General features: G+C 67.2%; 5 protein-coding genes. All 5 read left to right on the top strand.

Features of this window, described 5'->3' with window-relative positions; all coding sequences use genetic code 11:
* Position 1 precedes the first annotated feature (1 nt).
* From ACYQ8E_RS14875 to asnB, 5 genes are read left to right on the top strand one after another with little or no spacing between them, the layout of a single operon-like run.
* Positions 2-1,630 (top strand): cyclic peptide export ABC transporter, encoded by a 1,629-nt coding sequence (locus ACYQ8E_RS14875; protein WP_066724343.1) that lies wholly within the window; start codon positions 2-4, stop codon positions 1,628-1,630.
* Entirely contained in the window at positions 1,627-2,505 is an 879-nt protein-coding gene (locus ACYQ8E_RS14870; RefSeq protein WP_066724341.1) for a prohibitin family protein, read from the top strand. The genes ACYQ8E_RS14875 and ACYQ8E_RS14870 overlap by 4 nt, the downstream gene beginning before the upstream one ends.
* Complete coding sequence (locus ACYQ8E_RS14865; RefSeq protein WP_066724339.1) at positions 2,502-3,722, top strand: ABC transporter substrate-binding protein; 1,221 nt, start codon at positions 2,502-2,504, stop codon at positions 3,720-3,722. The genes ACYQ8E_RS14870 and ACYQ8E_RS14865 overlap by 4 nt, the downstream gene beginning before the upstream one ends.
* Positions 3,719-15,607, top strand: a complete 11,889-nt coding sequence (locus tag ACYQ8E_RS14860) for an amino acid adenylation domain-containing protein (RefSeq protein WP_459861270.1) — start codon at positions 3,719-3,721, stop codon at positions 15,605-15,607. Before ACYQ8E_RS14865 ends, ACYQ8E_RS14860 begins: the two co-directional genes overlap by 4 nt.
* A complete protein-coding gene (gene asnB / locus ACYQ8E_RS14855) occupies positions 15,608-17,467 on the top strand; it encodes an asparagine synthase (glutamine-hydrolyzing) (protein WP_066724329.1) in 1,860 nt (619 codons plus the stop codon).
* Positions 17,468-17,605: the final 138 nt, after the last annotated feature.

Raw genomic sequence — 17,605 nt, 5'->3', positions numbered from 1 at the left:
AATGGACCTGACAATTTATCGTTTTCTTTTCAGCCAGGCCGGCCCCGCGCGGAGCAGGATTCTGGCCGCGACTCTGGTCGCCGGGGTCGCCAACGCGGCTTTCATGGTCATCGTCAATTCGGTGGCCAGCGACTTTTCGGAGATCAGTGTCCGCTACTTTTTGATGTTCATCCTCTGCATTCTGGTCTACGTCCAGGCCAAGCGCTATGCGCTGCTCGGCACCACCCGGGTGGTGCAGCAAAATCTCTCCGGCACCAACCTGCGGATCATCGGCTCGGTACGGCGCATGGGGCTCGATGGCTTCGACGCGGTCGGCGACCGCACCATCTACCGCAGTCTGCTGGAGCATGGCGAGATCATCTACGAATCGTCGCGAATGGCGGTCTCGGCCTCTTCCGGAGCAATCATGCTCCTGGTCTCCTCTGTCTACATTTATCTCCTCTCCCCGACCGCCTTCTGGATTGTTCTGCTGGTCATCGGTGTCGGGGTCATGGTCTATCAGCTCAACCAGGCCCGGACCGCCGCCGCCCTGCGCGCCTACCAGGCCAACGAGGTCCGCTTCTTTGCCCTGCTCGACCATTTCCTCAGCGGCTTCAAGGAGCTCAAGGTCAACGTCCGCAAGGGTGACGACCTTTATCACCATTTTCTGGCGACCACTCTGGAGGAGACCGACCGGCTGAAGCAGGAGACGGAGAGGAGCTTCGTCTCCTCCATCGTCCTCTCCCAGACCCTCTTCTTCCTGCTGATGGGGGCGATGGTCTTTCTGCTGCCCAATTTCGAGCTGACCACCCCGGAGACGACCATCGCCATCGTCGCCGTCGTCCTCTTCGTCGCCGGGCCCATCGGCATCATCGTCGACTCGATCCCGATGCTCTCCAAGGCGCGCCTCGCCATCGACAGTCTGCAGAAACTGGAGACGCGGCTGGCGCAGCACGACGACCGCTCCGACCAGACAGCGGCAGCAGCCCCCGACGATTTCGCGCGGATCGTTCTGCAGGGGGTGACCTACAATTACCTGCGGGACGACCAGACCCTTTTCACCCTCGGCCCCCTCGATTTGACCATCTGCAAGGGGCAGATCCATTTCGTCACCGGCGGCAACGGCAGCGGCAAAACCACCCTGATGAAACTTTTGGCCGGCCTCTACTATCCCCAGAGCGGCACCATCCGCCTCGACGGCCCGCCCCTGAAGCGTGCCGACTACGGTCCCTACCGGGAGCTCTTTTCGGTCATCTTCACCGACTTCCATCTCTTTGACCGCCTCTACGGCTACCGGCAGACCGATCCGGAGCAGGTCACGGGATGGTTGCAGCGGCTGCAGATCGCCGACAAGACCGGCTACAGTCCGCAGGAGGGTTTTGGCAACCTCAATCTCTCCACCGGCCAACGCAAGCGGATCGCCCTGGTCTGTGCCCTCATCGAGGAACGACCGATCTGCCTCTTCGACGAAGTCGCCGCCGACCAGGATCCCGAGTTCCGTGAGTTCTTCTACCGCGAGTTCCTCCCCGAACTGAAGGCGAAGGGAAAGACGGTCATTGTCATCAGTCATGACGACCGCTATTTCGACATCGCCGACGAACTGATCAAACTGGACTGTGGCACCCTCCAGCACAGGAGCGAACGTTCATGACAATCTCGGTAAAACAACGGCTCAAGGGCTGGATTCGGGGCAATCTGCCGAGCCTGGCCATCCTCGCCATGCTGCTCGTCTTCTGCGTCCTCTTCTTCTGGCCACGGATCTTCATCACCATCGATGCCGGTCATGGGGGGGTTCTGTTCCGCCGCTTTTTCGGCGGGACCGTCACCGATCGGGTCTTTGCCGAAGGCTTCCACGTCATCGCCCCCTGGGACCGGATGCAGATCTACGATGGCCGGGTGCAGACCAACTATTCCGACTTCGAGGCCCTCTCCAGCGAAGGGCTGCCGATCAAACTGACCCTGGCGATCCGTTATCGCCCTCTTTACCAGACCCTCGGTCTGCTGCATAAAAACATCGGGCCCGACTATCTGGAGAAGATCGTCCTGCCAGAAACCGAGGCTGTCATCCGCCAGGCCGTCGGCCAGTATACGGCGGAGGAGCTCTATTCGCAGAAGCAGGCGGTCGTCGAGGGAATTCTCAAGGAGTCGCTGGAAAAGGTGATGCGGCGCTTCGTGCTGATCGAGAGCGTCGTCATCCGCCAGGTGATCCTGCCGAAAGTCCTGGTCAGTGCCATCGAAAACAAACTCGAGCAGGACCAGTTGGCCAAGGCCTATGAATTCAAGCTCCGGCAGGCCGAGAAGGAAGCCCGCCGCAAGGTCATCGAAGCGGGCGGGGTCAAGGGGTACAACGATTTGGTGAACAGTTCCCTGACCGACCGGGTCCTGACCTGGAAAGGGGTCGAGGCGACCCGCCAACTGGCCGAATCGAACAACGCCAAGGTGATCGTGATCGGTTCCGGCAAGGGGGGGCTGCCGATCATCCTCAATACCGGCGAAACCGCTCCGGCGGGCGGCGGCCAGCAATGAAGCTGATTCGCAACTTCCTCCTTCTGGCCCTCGCCATTGGCGCGCTGCAGATCTGGTTGCACCAGCGCGACAGCGATATTGCGGACCAGCGTCCCACCGAACTTTCCCAGGTCGAGCAGGTCAAGGTCGCCCTCCTCTGGCCCTTCGAGCTGCCCGGAAAACCGCGCGATCTCACCCGGGAAGGCGCCCAGTTGGCTGCCGAGCAGATCAACGCCGCCGGCGGCATCGGCGGCAAACCGCTGCAACTGGTCTTTTTCAACAACGGCGGCGATACCGACCGCAATGCCGAGCTGTCGCGTAAAATCAGCGGCGACCCGAGCTATAACGCCCTGGTCGGCTCCTACTATTCGAGTCTCGCCCTCGACACCCTGGTGGCCACCGAAGCGAAGAACCTCTTCTACGTCATCATCGGCGCCGAACTCCCCTCCCTGACCGGCTACTCCTTCCAGCATGCGGTCCGGCCCCACTTCAACACCAGCGACTACACCCGGGCGCTGGCCGAACTGCTGCGCTGCCGGGGGGATAAAAACCTCGCCATCATCGGCGACCAGAGCAGCTTTTCGGCCCAGAGTGCCGCCGATCTGATCAAGGCGTTTCGCGACCTCGGCGGGAACCCGCCGATTCAGCGCACGGTGCCGGCCTGGGTCCGCGATTTCCGCCACGTCCTCTCCGAAGACGCGATGGCGACAGCCGACGCCATCTACTTTTCCGGCAGCTATCAGCAATTGCCCGATTTCGTCAAGCAGCTCAGGGAATTCGGCCTGCGCGGCCGCGTCTATGGCGACAGCTCGGCGCTGCGCAAAGAGACGCCGCAGCTGCTCGGGCCGGCCGGCGAGGGGTTCGAGGCACTGACCACCTTCCATCCCGGGGAAGAAGGGAAGACTGCTGAATTCGTCCAGGCCTTTGTCGCCCGCTATGGGACCGAACCCGACCTCTGGGCGCGGGACACCTACGACGGGATCATGCTCCTGGCCGAATCGATCCGCGCCACCGGATCGCTGGAGGCGCGGACCCTCTTCGCCCATGTCCGCTTCCTCCCCGACTGGGACCTGGTCAGGGGAAAAATCTCCTTTGCCCCCGACGGCAGTCTGGAAGGGGAAAGGTTCTATCGGGGGCAGATCCGCCAGGGTGCCTGGATCTTTCCGGACGGCACCGTCCCGATCCAATCCTGCCAGCCCCCGCCCACGACGCCCGGGGGAAGCAAGGGGGGGCCGTGAAACCTCTGATTTTCGTCTTTCCCGGGCTGGGAGCCCAATGGGCCGGCATGGGCCAGGCCCTGCTGAAGTCGGACCCGGTCTTCGCTGACGCCGTGGCGGAACTCGACCCGCTCTTTGTCGCCGCGGGGGAACCGCCGCCGGGCGAGTTGCTGCGGCTGGCCGATCCGGCGCTGATCGACCGTTCCGATTACTCCCATCTGCAAACCTTCAGCTACCAGACCGCCCTGGCCCGATCCCTGATAAGGCGTGGCATTGTGCCGACCGGAGTGATCGGCCACAGTTCGGGGGAGGTCGCCGCCGCCGTCACCGCCGGCATTCTCACCCCGGCCGCCGCGGTCGAGCTGGTCGTTGCCCATCTCGCCCTGATTCGCGCCGTCGCCGGCCAGGGGGAGATGCTCTTCGTCGCCCTCCCCCCGGAGCGGGCCGCAGAACTGGCCAGCGCCCGGCCGGGGCTGGAGATCGCCGCCTGCAACAGCCGCAACTCGGTGGTCTTCGCCGGCAGCGCGGAACAACTGGCGCAGCTGACCGTTGAACTCGGCGCCAACCAGGTTTTCTGTCGTTCGCTACGCACCAGCATCGCCTTTCACAGCCAGATTCTCGACCCTCATCTCGACCGGTTTTCCGCCGCCATCGCCAAACTGGCGACCGCACCATCCCGGTATTCCTACTATTCATCCCTGACCGGCGGCCCCTTTGCCGGGCCCTGGGACGCGGCCTACTGGCGCCGGCATATCCGCCAGCCGATCCTCTTCAGCCAGGCGGTGGCGACGATTCTGAGCACCGATGCGGCCGTCGATTTCCTCGAAATCACTCCGCACCCGACCCTCGCCCTCGGCCTGCGCGCCGATCTTGCCGGATACGGCGCCGCGGGCCGGGTCTTCGCCCCCCTGGAGCAGGGGTGCGACGAACCGGCCCGGCTCGCGACCCTGGCGGATGAACTGGCGGCTGCGCCAGCCCCGGCGGCGCGGGAGGAAACGGCAGCCGCGACGTCCCCGCGCGAGGCCCTGGTTGCGGAGCTGACCCGCCAGCTTGGCAGGAACCCGGACCTGGAAGAGGAAGCGAGCTGGTCCGAGCTGGGGCTGACTTCCCTGCAGCTGATGGAACTCGCCCAACGGCTCGGCGCCCGTCTCGGCCGGCGCATTTCTCCGGCCAGTTTTTTCCTGCATCCGCTACCGGCCGCTTTCCTGCGTTTCCTGGAGGCCGCGCCCCCCCCTTCCGTGCGGCGGGGAGCCCCCCAGGCCGCCGCGGGGACTCCCGTGGCGATCATCGGTATGGCTTTTCGCTTTCCGCCCGACCTCGATTCGCCCGGGCGGCTGTCCGCCTTTTTGCGCAGCGGCGCCAATGCCGTCACCGCCGCCCCGGCCGACCGACCGGAGCTGGCCGGAGAGAGTGCTGCCTTTCTGCAACCGCTGCCGATCGGCTTCGATGCCCGTTACTTCCATATCTCCGCCGCCGAGGCCGCTGACCTCGACCCCCAGCAGCGGCTGCTGCTCGAAGTCTCCTGCCAGGCGCTGGAGTCGGCCCGGATCGCTCCCGGCAGCCTGCGCGGCGCCAACGTCGGCGTCTTCCTCGGCATCAGCACCGACGATTTCAAGGAGCTCGGCCAACGCCGGCCGATCGACTCCCCCTACCTTGCCACCGGCGCCATGTTCAATACCGCCAGCGGCCGGCTCAGTTATTTTCACGATTTCAGGGGCCCGGCCCTCTCCATTGACACCGCCTGCTCCTCCTCCCTGGTCGCCCTGCACCAGGCGGTGCGCGCCCTGCGCCAGGGGGAGTGCGAGCTGGCCCTGGCCGGCGGCGTCAACCTGATCCTGTCACGGCGTCTTTTCGACAGTATGCGCACCCTCGGCGCCCTCTCACCGACGCAGAGCTGCAAGCCCTTTGCCGCTGCCGCCGACGGCTACGCCCGCGGCGAGGGGTGCGCTCTGCTGGTCCTCAAACCCCTTGCCGCGGCGCAGGCCGCCGGCGATCCGATCCTGGCAACGATCCGCGGTTCGGCAGTCAACCAGGACGGCCGCAGCAACGGCTTGACCGCCCCTAACGGCGCCGCCCAGAGCGACCTGATCGGCCGGGCCTTGGCCGATGCCGGACTCGATTACGACGCCGTCGGCCTGATCGAGACCCACGGCACCGGCACCCCCCTCGGCGATCCGATCGAAATCGGCGCCCTGACCGCGGCCTTCGCCGCCCGCGATCCGGCACTGCCGCCCATCCTGCTCGGTGCCTTGAAGAGCCAGTTCGGTCACCTGGAAGCCTGCGCCGGCGTGGCCGGGGTGATCAAAACGATCCTCGCCCTGCAGAGCGGCGAGGTCCCCGGCATCTGCCATCTCACACCCCCCTCCAGTCAGATCGACTGGCAGCACATCCCGTTCCGGGCCTCGCCCGATCCCCAGCGCTGGCCGGTCGACCGGCCGCGCATCGCCGGGGTCAGCGCTTTCGGCTTCAGCGGTACCAACGCCCATCTGTTGCTGGAGGCGCCCCCGCCGGTACCCGCCCCCCAGGCGGCAGCTGCGGTCCCACCCTGGCTGTTTGCCATCTCGGCCCGCAGCGAGGGCTCGCTGCGGGCCCTGGCCCGGCGCTACCGGGAGGAAATGCAGGCCGGGACGCTGAACTGCGATCACCACCTCGCCTTTTCCCAGTTGACCACCCGCGACCACCACCCCTACCGATTTGCCACCCTGGTCGAGGACGCCGAACAGCTCGACGCCCGCCTCGAACGGTTCCTGGCCGGGGAGGGGGCACCGCGGGTAGCGTCCAACCGCGGCCAGCTCGCCATGCTGCTGCCGGGCCAGGGAACCCAGTATTCCGCCATGGGCGCGGAGCTCCACCAGACCTATCCCAGCTTTCGCGCGGCCGTCGACGATTGCGCCGCGCGCTGCGCCGCCCAGGGGTTCCCGATCCTGCCCGTTCTCTGCCCCGCCAGCGCCGCCGACCGCGCCCGCATCGACGAGAGTCCCTTCGCCCAGCTCGCCTACCTCTGCTTCGCCTGGGGGGCTTTCGCCCTCTGGCGCTCCTTCGGGGTGACTCCCGACCTGCTGATCGGCCACAGTCTCGGCGAATATGTCGCCGCAACCCTCGCCGGCGCCCTCGACCTCGACACGGCGATCCGCCTGATCGTCAAGCGCGGCGAGCTCACTGCCGCCCTGCCGGTCCAGGGGCGCATGGCGACGGTCATGGCCGCACGGGACCGGGTCGAGGCGATGCTGGCCGAATTCCCCGGTCTCGATTTGGCGGTCATCAATGGCCCGGCGCAGCTGGTGGTGGCCGGCGCCGAGGCGGAACTGGCCGACTTCTGCCGCCGTCTGGAAAGCGAGGGGATCGACTGCACCCAACTGGCAATCCACTTCGCCTCCCACTGCCGGCTGATCGAACCGGCTCTGGAACCGTTTGCCGCCTTCTGCGCCGAAATCACCCATCGACCGCCGCGGATCCCGGTGATCAGCAACCTCAGCGGCGAACCCTTTGCCGCCGGGGAGGGATTCAGCGCCGACTACTGGTGCCAGCATCTGCGCCAGCCGGTCGATTTCGGCCGCGGCCTGGCCAGCGCCGTGCGCCTCGGAGTGACGGAGTTCATCGAACTCGGTCCCTCCTCGGTCCTGACCAGCCTGGTCCGCAGCGCGGGCCCTCCCCCGGGAACGGGGCTGATGCAGACCGCCTCCCGCACCCGGCCGGGGCTGACGCCCCTGTTCGAATCGTTACGCGAGCTCTACCTGCGCGGCTTTGCAGTCGCCTGGCCCGAGGTCTTTGCCCCCTTTGCCCCGCGCAAGCGGGCACTCCCCCTCTACCCCTTCGAGCACCAGCTCTTCCCCCTGCCAGGAGGTGCCCCGCCGATGACCGTCCCTGCGCCCCCCGCCAACCCGTCCACGCTCTCTACCCCTGCCGGAACCTCGGCCGTCGCGGCGAGCCTGGCGGCGCTGCACCGCATCGTGCAGCAGATCACCTGGAAAGAGCCGGCCGAGCTCGATCCGCAGGCCAACCTGTTCGAACTCGGACTCGATTCGCTGATGCTGGTGCAGATCCGCCAGCAGATCGCCAAGGAGTTCGACATCAACATCCCCCTGGGCGACTTTTACGAAAGCTTCGACACCCTCGGCAAACTTGCCGGGCACCTCGCCGCTGCGGCGCCGCCGCCAGCTGCTTTGGCGCCAGCGCCTGTCAGCACCGCGGCGGCACCCCCGGTCGCACCGGCCAGCGACAGTCCGGACCTGGTCGAACTCTGCGCCCGCCAGCTGGAGACGCTGCGCGAGCTCTGCCATCGTCAGCTCGACCTGCTGGGAACCACGGCGGCCGTCGCCCCCCCTGCCGCCGGGCCGGAAGCCGGAGAGGCGACCGCCACCCCGAAATTCAATTTCCGCTCCATGCGGTTGACTCCGGACCAGCTCAGTGCCGACCAGCAGCGCTTCATCGCCGATTTCGCCGCTGATTTCAACCGCAAAACCGCCGGCTCCAAGGCGAGGGCCGCCCGTTATCGCCGGGTCCTGGCCGACTGGATCAACTCCCTCGGCTACAAACAGAGCCTCAAGGAGCTGGTCTATCCGATCGTCGCCGCCCATTCGCAGGGGGCTCACTTCGTCGATATCGACGGCAATACCTATATCGACCTCGCCATGGGTTACGGCGTCACCTTTCTCGGTCATCGCCCGCAGGAAGTGGTCGCAGCCCTGCGCGAACAGCTTGAGTCGGGCTTCGAACTCGGCCCCCAGTCGCAGCTGGCCGGGGAGGTCGCCGAGCTGATCAGCGAGCTGACCGGGGTGGAACGGGTCGCCTTCTGCAATACCGGTTCGGAGGCGGTAATGGTCGCACTGCGGCTGTCGCGGGCGGTTACCGGTCGGGACCGGGTGGTGATATTCGGCAATTCCTACCACGGCACCTTTGACGGTGTCCTGGCGACGGCGGTTGACGGCACTACCTATCCGACCGCCACCGGCATTCCCCGCAAGATGGTCGAGGATGTCCAGATCCTCACCTACGGCGACAGCGCGGCCTTCGAGCAGATCCGCCGCCAGGCCGGCACCCTGGCGGCGGTACTGGTCGAGCCGGTGCAGAGCCGCAACCCGACCCTGGTGCCGGTCGAATTCCTGCGCCAGTTGCGGGCGCTGACCCGCGAGTTGGAGGTTCCGCTCATCTTCGACGAAACCATCACCGGCTTCCGCATGCACCCGGGGGGCGCTCAGGCCATCTTCGGGGTGCGCGCCGATCTGGTGATCTACGGTAAGGCAATCGGCGGCGGCCTGCCGCTTTCCGTGGTCGCCGGCAGCGCCCGCTACCTCGACGCCATCGACGGCGGCGACTGGCAGTTCGGCGACGACTCCCATCCCGGCGATGAACTCACCTTCTTTGGTGGCACCTACGTCAAGCACCCCCTCGCCCTGGCCGCGGCCCGGGCCGCCCTGACCCGGATCCGGGCCGAAGGTCCGGCGTTGCAGGCCCGGGTCGGAGCGCTTCTCGACGATCTGGCGCAGCGCCTCAACGCCTTTTTCGCCACGGCCAAGGTGCCGGTGAAACTCGCCCATTACGGCTCCATGTTCCGTTTCGAAGGGCAGGGGAAGTACAGCCTGGCCCTCGACCCGATCGAAATGGATCTCTTCTTTCACCTGCTGATGGAGCAGGGGATCTATACCTGGGAACGACGGATCTGCTTTTTGAGCGCCGCCCACAGCGCCGCCGACATCGACCGGGTGGTTGCCGCGGTGGAGCAGGCCGTCGCCCGGCTGCGCGCCGGCGGGTTTGCCTTTGCCCACGCCGGCGCAGGGCCGGCGGCTGCGGCGCCAGCCAGCGCTCCGCTGACCAGCGCCCAGCAACGCCTGCTGGTCTACGACCAGCTCAGCGCCGAGAAGACCCTCTACAATCTCCCCCTCGCCTACCAGCTCGACGGCCCCCTCGACCTGCAACGTCTCGAAGCCGCCATCGCCGCCCTCCTTCCGCGCCATCCGGCCCTGGGCGCCCGCTTCCTCTTCGCAAACGACCGCCCGTGCCAGCTCTTCGACGCCGAACGCTCCTTGCGCCTGGAACGCCGGGCCGCCGCGGGTCGCCCGATCGCCGAGCTGATCGCCGAATTCGTCCGCCCTTTCGACCTCGCCGAGGAGTTGCTGGTCCGGGCGGCACTCTTCACCCTGGGCGAGGATAGGCATCTGCTCGTCTTCGATTTTCACCACCTGGTCGCCGACGGCCTGGCCCTGAGCCTGCTGGTGCAGGAGGTCATGGCCGGTTATGCCGGCCAGCCCCTCCCGGCCATCCCCCCTCACTTCGCCGCCTTCGTTGCCGCGGAGGGGAGCTACCCTGATTCGCCAGCCGCCACGGCCGACCGGACGTTCTGGCTGCAGGCCTTCGCCGAACCGGTACCGCCGCTGGCACTGCCGACCGACTTCCCGCGTCCGGCCGAGCAGGATCATCGCGGCGACAACCTCTTCTTCGACCTGCCAACCGCCACCACCGCCGCTCTCAAGGGTGCGGCCGGCAGCGCCGGGGTCTCCCTCTTTGCCTTGCTGCTGGCCGGCTACGGGGCCCTGCTGAGCCGGCTGAGCGGCGAAGCCCGACTGGCCATCGGGATTCCCGTCGATGCCCGGCCGGCCGGCTGGGAGCGCAGCGTCGGCATGTTCGCCAACACCCTGGCGCTGCCGCTGCAGATCGACGACACCCTCCCCTTCCGCGACCTCGCGCGCCAGGTCCAAAAGGACTTCCTGCGCGCCTATGAACATCAGGCCTACCCCTTTGACAAGCTGCTGCAGGACCTCGACGTCCCCCGCGACCTCGGCCGCAACCCGCTCTTCGACACCATGTTCATCTTCGAAAAGGGGCAGGACCGGCTGCTGCAGCTTCCCGGCCTGGTCTGCACCCCGGTCCCCTACAACAAGCCGACGGCGATGTTCGACCTTACTTTCGAGGCGATCGAGGCCGACGGCGAGCTCCATTGCCGGCTGGAGTATGCCACCGCCCTCTTCCGGCGCGAGACCATGGAACGGCTGGCGGGCCGGCTGGTGCGGCTGCTGACCGCCCTCGCCTCCGAACCGCGGACCGCCCCGGCAGCCATCGAACTGCTGGACGAGGACGAAGTGCAGCGCCTGGCCGCCCTCAACCGCACCACCCGGCCCTTCGCCGCCACGGCCACCATCCCGGGACTCTGGGCCCGGCAGCTGGCCGCGAACCCCGCGGCGACGGCGCTGGTCTTTGCCGGCCAGGAGTTCTCCCGCGCCTGGCTCGACCAAGAATCGAACCGCATCGCCCGGGCGCTGACCGCGCTGGTCGCGCCGCAGCCCGACGAGCGGGTCGCGTTGCTGAGCGAACGCAGCCCCCAGGCGGTGGCCGCGCTGCTCGGCATCCTCAAGGCCGGCGCCGCCTATGTCCCCATCGCGCCCGATTTCCCCGCCGAGCGCCGCAATGCCATCCTCGCCGGCAGCGACGCCCGGGCCCTGGTCGCCAGCCGTCATCAGTGCGACGCCTGGAGCGCGGCCTGCGGCCGACCGCTGCTGGTGATCGAGGAGTGCGCCGGCGCTGACGACGCGCCGTTGGCGTCACCAACCCTCGATGCGGGAAATCTGGCGTACATCATGTTCACTTCCGGCTCGACCGGGGCCCCCAAGGGGGTGATGATCAGTCACCGCAACGTCGTCGCCATGACCGACAACCTCCCCCAGGTCTACGGCATCGACGAAAGCGACACCCTGCTGGCAGTCACCACCTTCACCTTCGACATCTCGGTGCTGGAAATTTTCTGCTGTCTGCTGGTCGGCGCCCGCATTGTCCTCGCCAGCGACGATGACAACCTCGCCATTACGCCGTTGGCGACGCTGCTGCGCGAAGCAGGGGTCACGGCCTTCCAGACCACCCCCTCGCGGCTGAAGCTGATGCTGGAGCTGAGCGGCGAGGAGGCAGTCCTGGGTGGACTGCGTACCCTGCTGATCGGCGGTGAGGCCTTTCCGGCCGATCTTTTCGCCCGGCTGCGCCACGCCCGGCCACAGATCTTCAACGTCTACGGTCCGACCGAGACCACCATCTGGTCGACCTCGACCCGGATCAACGGCAAGGAGCGCCCGAGCATCGGCCGGCCACTATGCAACGAGCAGGTCTACATCCTCGACCGGAGGTTGCGGCCGGTGCCGCCGGGGACGGTGGGTGAACTCTATATCGGCGGGGCCGGCGTCGGACGCGGCTACCTGGGGATGGCCGAGCTGACCGCCCGCAAGTTCGTGCCCGACCCCTTCGGCGCGCCGGAGGGGCGCCTCTACGCCACCGGCGATCTGGCCCGCCTGCAAGAGGATGGCGAACTGGAGTTTCTGGGTCGCGGCGACGACCAGATCAAGCTGCGCGGCTACCGTATCGAGCTGCAGGAGATCGAAAACTGCCTGACCACCCACCCGGCGCTGCTGCAGGCGGCGGTGAAGACGATCCGTGAGCCGGCCAGCGGCGAGGTCCGCGACCTGGCCGCCTGCTACACCCTGCGCGGCGGGGCGACGCCCCCGAGCGTGGAGGAACTGCGCGAGCACCTCGGTCGCTGGCTCCCGCCCTACATGCTGCCGGCGAGCTTTCAGCGGCTGGAACGGATGCCTCTCAACCCGAGCGGCAAGATCGACCGCAAGGCGCTCCCCGCCGCCGCCCCTCAGGACGGCCCTGCCGTCGTGACGGCGGTGCCTGCAGAGTGCGCCCCCCTGGCGACCATCTTCGCCCAGGTCCTCGGGGTCGCGACGGTCGGCGCCGACGATAATTTCTTCACTTTGGGCGGCGATTCGATCCGCGCCATTCTGGTCGCCGCCAGGGCCCGGGACGCAGGAATGGCGCTGGACGTCCGGCAGATCTTCGCCCATCCCACCCTGCGCGAGCTCGCAGCGCAGCTGGCCATCCATGCGCCGGCACCGCTTCCGGCAGGCGCCAGCCCCGCTCCGGAGCCAGCGCGCCGCGACCGGGTCCTGCCGCTGACCCCGATGCAGGAGGGGATGCTGTTTCATACCCTGCTCGACGGCGACGCCGAAGCCTACGTCAACCAGGCCCTCTTTCGCCTCGATTGCGAGCTCGACCCGGAACGCTTCGCCGCCACCTGGCAGGAGCTCACCGATCGCCACGCCATGCTGCGCACCCGCTTCGTCCCCCAGGGGGACGGCGCCCCCAGCCAGGTTATCCTGGCGGCCCACCGTGCCGAACTGCGCCAGGAGGAGCTGAACCAGGACAACACCAGCGACCCGGAATCGGCGCTGCTGGAACTGGCCCGCGCCGAACGGGCCCGGCTGGTCCGGGTCGAGGCGGCGCCACCGATCGCCATCGTCCTTATCCGGCGCGGTCCGCGGGACTGGCAGGTGCTCTGGACCTTTCACCACATCCTCTTTGACGGCTGGTCGATCGCCCTGTTGCTGCGCGAATTCGTGTCCCGCTACCAGGGGGGTGAACTGGAACCGCTGCGGGGTGATTTCCCGGACTACCTTGCCTGGCTCGGCCGGCGCGATGAGCTGCCGACCCTGGCGTACTGGGAAGAACGCCTCGCCGGGGCGCAACCGCCCCGCTTCTTTCCGACCACCGCCGGCGTCGGTTATCGGCAACAGCAGCTCGATCTCGGCCTCGACGCGGCCATCTTCCAGCGCCTGGCCGGCCTCGCCCGCAAGGAGGGGCTGACCCTCAACGCCCTGTTGCAGGCGGCCTGGGCGACGACCCTCCATAGCGCCGGCGGGGACGACGATCTCCTCTTCGGCGTCACCGTCTCCGGCCGGCCGCCGGAGCTGCCGGGGGTGACCGGGATGGTCGGGCTCTTCATCAACACCCTGCCGGTACGGGCCCAGCTCCCCGCGGCGCCAACCACCCTGGCGGAGCTGGCACGCACCCTCCAGGCGGCGAACCTCGCCGCCGGTCCTCACCAGCATCTGAGCCTGGCCGCCCTTCAGGCGCGGATCGGTCATCCCCTCTTCGACCATCTGCTGATCTTTGAGAACTATCCCCTGGCCGATGGAGTGGCGGAGCTGTTCGGAACCGGGCTGGAGACTTCGCCGGTGACGGCGGTCGACTACTTCGAACATACCCACTACCCCCTGGAAGTGATCCTCTTTGCGCAGCAGGAACTGGCCGTCACCTTCCGCTTCAACGCCGCGCAGGTCGCCGTTCAGCAGATCGAGGAGCTCGCCGAGGGTTTTCTGGCGATCCTGACCGCCGCGGCCGCCGAACCGGCCCGTACCCTCCGCGCCCTGTGCGGCGACCGCCCCCGGCTCGCCTTCGCCCCCGCAGCAGCCGCCCCGGAAGCGGCGTCCTCTCCTCCGGCCGGGGCCCCGCCGGGAGTCAATGAAACCCTGCTCTGCGCCCTCTTTGCCCAGGTGCTGGAGCTGCCGATGGTGCGCCGGGACGACCATTTCTTCACCTGCGGCGGCCACAGCCTCAAGGTGGTGCGGCTGGCCGGCCGGATCTGGGAGGAGCTGGGGATCCAGGTGCCGCTGCGGCTGATCTATACCCATCCGACCCCCCGGACCCTCGCAGCGGCCCTGGCCCTACCGAGCGCTGCGACCGTTTTGGATCTGCAACCCGGGCCGACGGCGGAGCATTATCCCCTCGCCGAGGGGCAGAAAGGGCTCTGGCTGACCCAACAGCTGCAGGCCGATTCCTGCGCCTACAACACGGTCGGCTCCTACCGCCTGCACGGTCCTCTCGACCCGGCCGCACTGGCAACAGCCCTCGCCGGCTGCGCCGCCCGCCACGAGGCCCTGCGCACCTCCTTCCAGCTGCACCAGGGGGAACCCTGCCAGACGATCCTTCCCACCATGACCGACCTGCTGACCACGGTCGACCTGCGCGGCGACACCGATCCCGAGCAGACGGCGCGGGAGGCGATCCTGACCCAGCTGCGCACCCCCTTCGACCTGACGCGGGCGCCGCTCTTCCGCGCTACCCTGTTCCAGCTCGACGAGAAGGAGCAGATCCTCGCGCTGGTCTTCCACCACCTGATCAGCGACGGCTGGTCCGATACGGTCCTCGCCCGGGAACTCGCCCAGGGCTACGCCGCCGCCGTGCGCGGGGAAAGTGCGGAACTGCCCCCACCGGCGCTCCATTACCGGGACTTCGCCCGCGCCCAGCAGCGCTACCTTGCCGGTGACGCCAGCGCAGCCGATCGCCGTTACTGGGGCGCTACCCTGGCCGGCGAGTTGCCGCAGCTCGACCTCTTTGCCGATTTTCCGCGCCCGGCGGTCCGCGCCGGCCGCGGTGCCCGCCATCGTTTTGACCTGGCGGAGCAGGCAAAGGGGATACGGCAGCTCGCCCGGCAGGCACGGGTCACCCCCTTCGTGGTCCTGCAGGCCCTGCTCAAGCTTCTCATCTATGCCCTCGCCGATGCCGAGGAGTCGATCATTGGCGTCCCCAGCGCCAACCGCAGCCATCCGGCCACCCACGACCTGGTCGGTTACTTTCTCAACCTGCTGCCGATCCGCTCCCGCCTCAGGGGCGAGCAGTCCTTTTCCAGCCTCCTCGACGAGCTCCAGCAACAGACCCTGGCGGCATTTGAACACCAGGACTACCCCTTCAGTAGCCTGGTTGCGGATCTCGGCCTGCCGCGCAGCCGCAACCGCCATCCCCTGTTCGACGTGCTGCTGATTTTCCACAACAATCGCCCCCTGGTGCTGGAGCTCCCCGGTATCGACTGCGAGCCCTTTTTCGAGGATTCGGTCAGCTGCCGCTTTGACCTCGATTTCGAACTCTTCGACGACGAACCTCTCAGCGGCTTCATCGAATACGACTGCGAACTCTACCGGCCCGAAACAGTGGCGACCCTCGCTTCCGCCCTGGCGCGCCTCGCCGCGGTTGCCAGCGGGGCCCCCGAAACCCCGCTGCGGGAGCTGGCCCAGGAAATCACCCGAAATCTCGGCTGCGACGACGCCGATTTTCTCGCCGAGCTGAACCGGATCGGAGACGATTGCTAGATGTGCGGCATCACCGGCTACTTCGCCCTCGATTTTGCCACCGACTGCCGTGACGCCGCCGTAATTCTGCCGCGGATGGCGGCTGCCCTCGTCCACCGCGGCCCGGACGGCGAAGGCTACTTCACCGGACCCGAGGTCTGCTTCGGTTTCCGGCGCCTGGCGATCGTCGATCTGGAGGGGGGGGGACAGCCCCATTTCAACGAGGATGGCTCGCTGGTCTCGATCTGCAATGGCGAGATCTACAACGAGCCGGAACTGCGCGCCGAACTCCTCGCCCGCGGTCACACCTTCCGCTCCCGCAGCGACGTGGAGGTCCTGGTCCATCTCTATGAGGAGTACGGGGACAACCTCGTCGACCACCTGCGCGGCCAGTTCGCCTTTGCCCTCTACGACCGCCGCGCGCGGCGATTTCTCGCCGCCCGCGACCAGATCGGCATCTGCCCCTTCTACTACGCCATCCACCAGGGCCAGCTCCTCTTCGCCTCGGAGATCAAGGCCCTGTTGCAGTATCCCGGCTTCCGCCCGGCCATCGACCCGGCCGGACTCGACCAGATCCTCACCTTCCCCGGCCTGGCCAGTCCCCAGACCATGTTTCAGGGGGTCAAGTCGCTGCCGGCCGGCCAGCTGCTGCGGGTGGCCTCTGGCCGGCTGGAGGTGCAGGAATACTGGGACCTGGACTACCCGCTGGCGGCAGAACCGGCGCCGTCGCGCGATCCGGCGCTGCTCTGCGAGGAGCTGCTCGCCACCCTGACCCGGGCGGTTGAGCGACGGCTGCGCGCCGATGTCCCGGTCGGCTTCTACCTTTCGGGGGGTCTCGATTCCTCCCTGGTGGCGCGGCTGATCCAGCGCCTGCGTCCCGCCGACCACTGGGACTGCTTCTCCATCGGTTTCGCGCAGGCAGAGATCGACGAGCAGGCTTTTCAGGAACTGGCGCTGAGTGGGATGGACGCCCGCCGTCATCTGACCGTCTTCGACTGGCAGGGGATCGCCAGTCGCCTCCCCCAGGTGATACGCGCCGCCGAAACTCCCCTCAAGGAGTCGTACAACACCTGCTCGCTGGCCCTCTCGGCGATGGTTCGCGACCAGGGTTACAAGGTTGTTCTCAGCGGCGAGGGGGCCGACGAGCTCTTTGGCGGCTATGTCGGTTACCGCCTCGACCGGCTGCGGCGCCCCGCTCCCTTTCCGACCCCGGAGCAGCTCCTCGAAGGGGAGACCCGGCAGCGCCTCTGGGGGGACGCCGATTTTTACTACGAACGGGATTATCATGCGTTTCGGGAATTGAAGGGCGCCCTCTATGCCCCGGCGCTGGCCGCCGCCCTCGACACCTTCGAATCGACCGGGAATCCCGTTTTAAACCGTGAGCGACTGCGCGGACGCGATCCTTTTCACCAGCGCTCCTACATCGATTTCAAGCTGCGCATCGCCGACCATCTTCTTGCCGACCACGGCGATCGGGTGGCCATGGCCCATTCGGTGGAAGGGCGCTACCCGTTCCTCGACCTCGACCTGATCGAACTGGTGCGCGGCATCCAGCCGCGGCTGATGATCGCCCAGGGGGTCGAAAAGGCCCTGCTCAAACAGACCGCCACCGACATCGTTCCCCCCGCGATCGTCAACCGCGAAAAATTCGCTTTCGTCGCCCCGGGGAGTGATTATCTGCTGCGCCACGACCGCCAGTTCGTCCTCGATTACCTCTCCTTTGAGCGGGTCAAGCGGGAAAATTATTTCAATCCGGAGACGGTGGAACGTCTCAAGGAGATGGCGCTGGAGGAAGGCTTTTCCCTCAATCAGACCTTCGATAACGACCTGCTGATGGTGGTCCTCACCTTCAGCCTGTTTCTGGAAGAGTACGGGGGGTAAGGCGGGCCGGCGGCGCAGCATCCTGACCTTGCCGGCAACGCCCCACCTGTTCCGAACCCTGGAAATCCCTTGCTTTTCCGGGGTTCGCCATGCTAGATAATGGACCTTCGGGCGGGCGACCATTCACCGCCCGCGACC

The sequence above is a fragment of the Desulfuromonas carbonis genome, from assembly GCF_054658035.1.
This window is presented reverse-complemented; position numbering and strand designations above follow the sequence as displayed.

Excerpts from the sequence above, each read along its gene's own strand:
- ACYQ8E_RS14875 (WP_066724343.1), top strand. The coding sequence starts at position 2 with ATGGACCTGACAATTTATCGTTTTCTTTTCAGCCAGGCCGGCCCCGCG.
- ACYQ8E_RS14870 (WP_066724341.1), top strand. The coding sequence starts at position 1,627 with ATGACAATCTCGGTAAAACAACGGCTCAAGGGCTGGATTCGGGGCAAT.
- ACYQ8E_RS14865 (WP_066724339.1), top strand. The coding sequence starts at position 2,502 with ATGAAGCTGATTCGCAACTTCCTCCTTCTGGCCCTCGCCATTGGCGCG.
- asnB (WP_066724329.1), top strand. The coding sequence starts at position 15,608 with ATGTGCGGCATCACCGGCTACTTCGCCCTCGATTTTGCCACCGACTGC.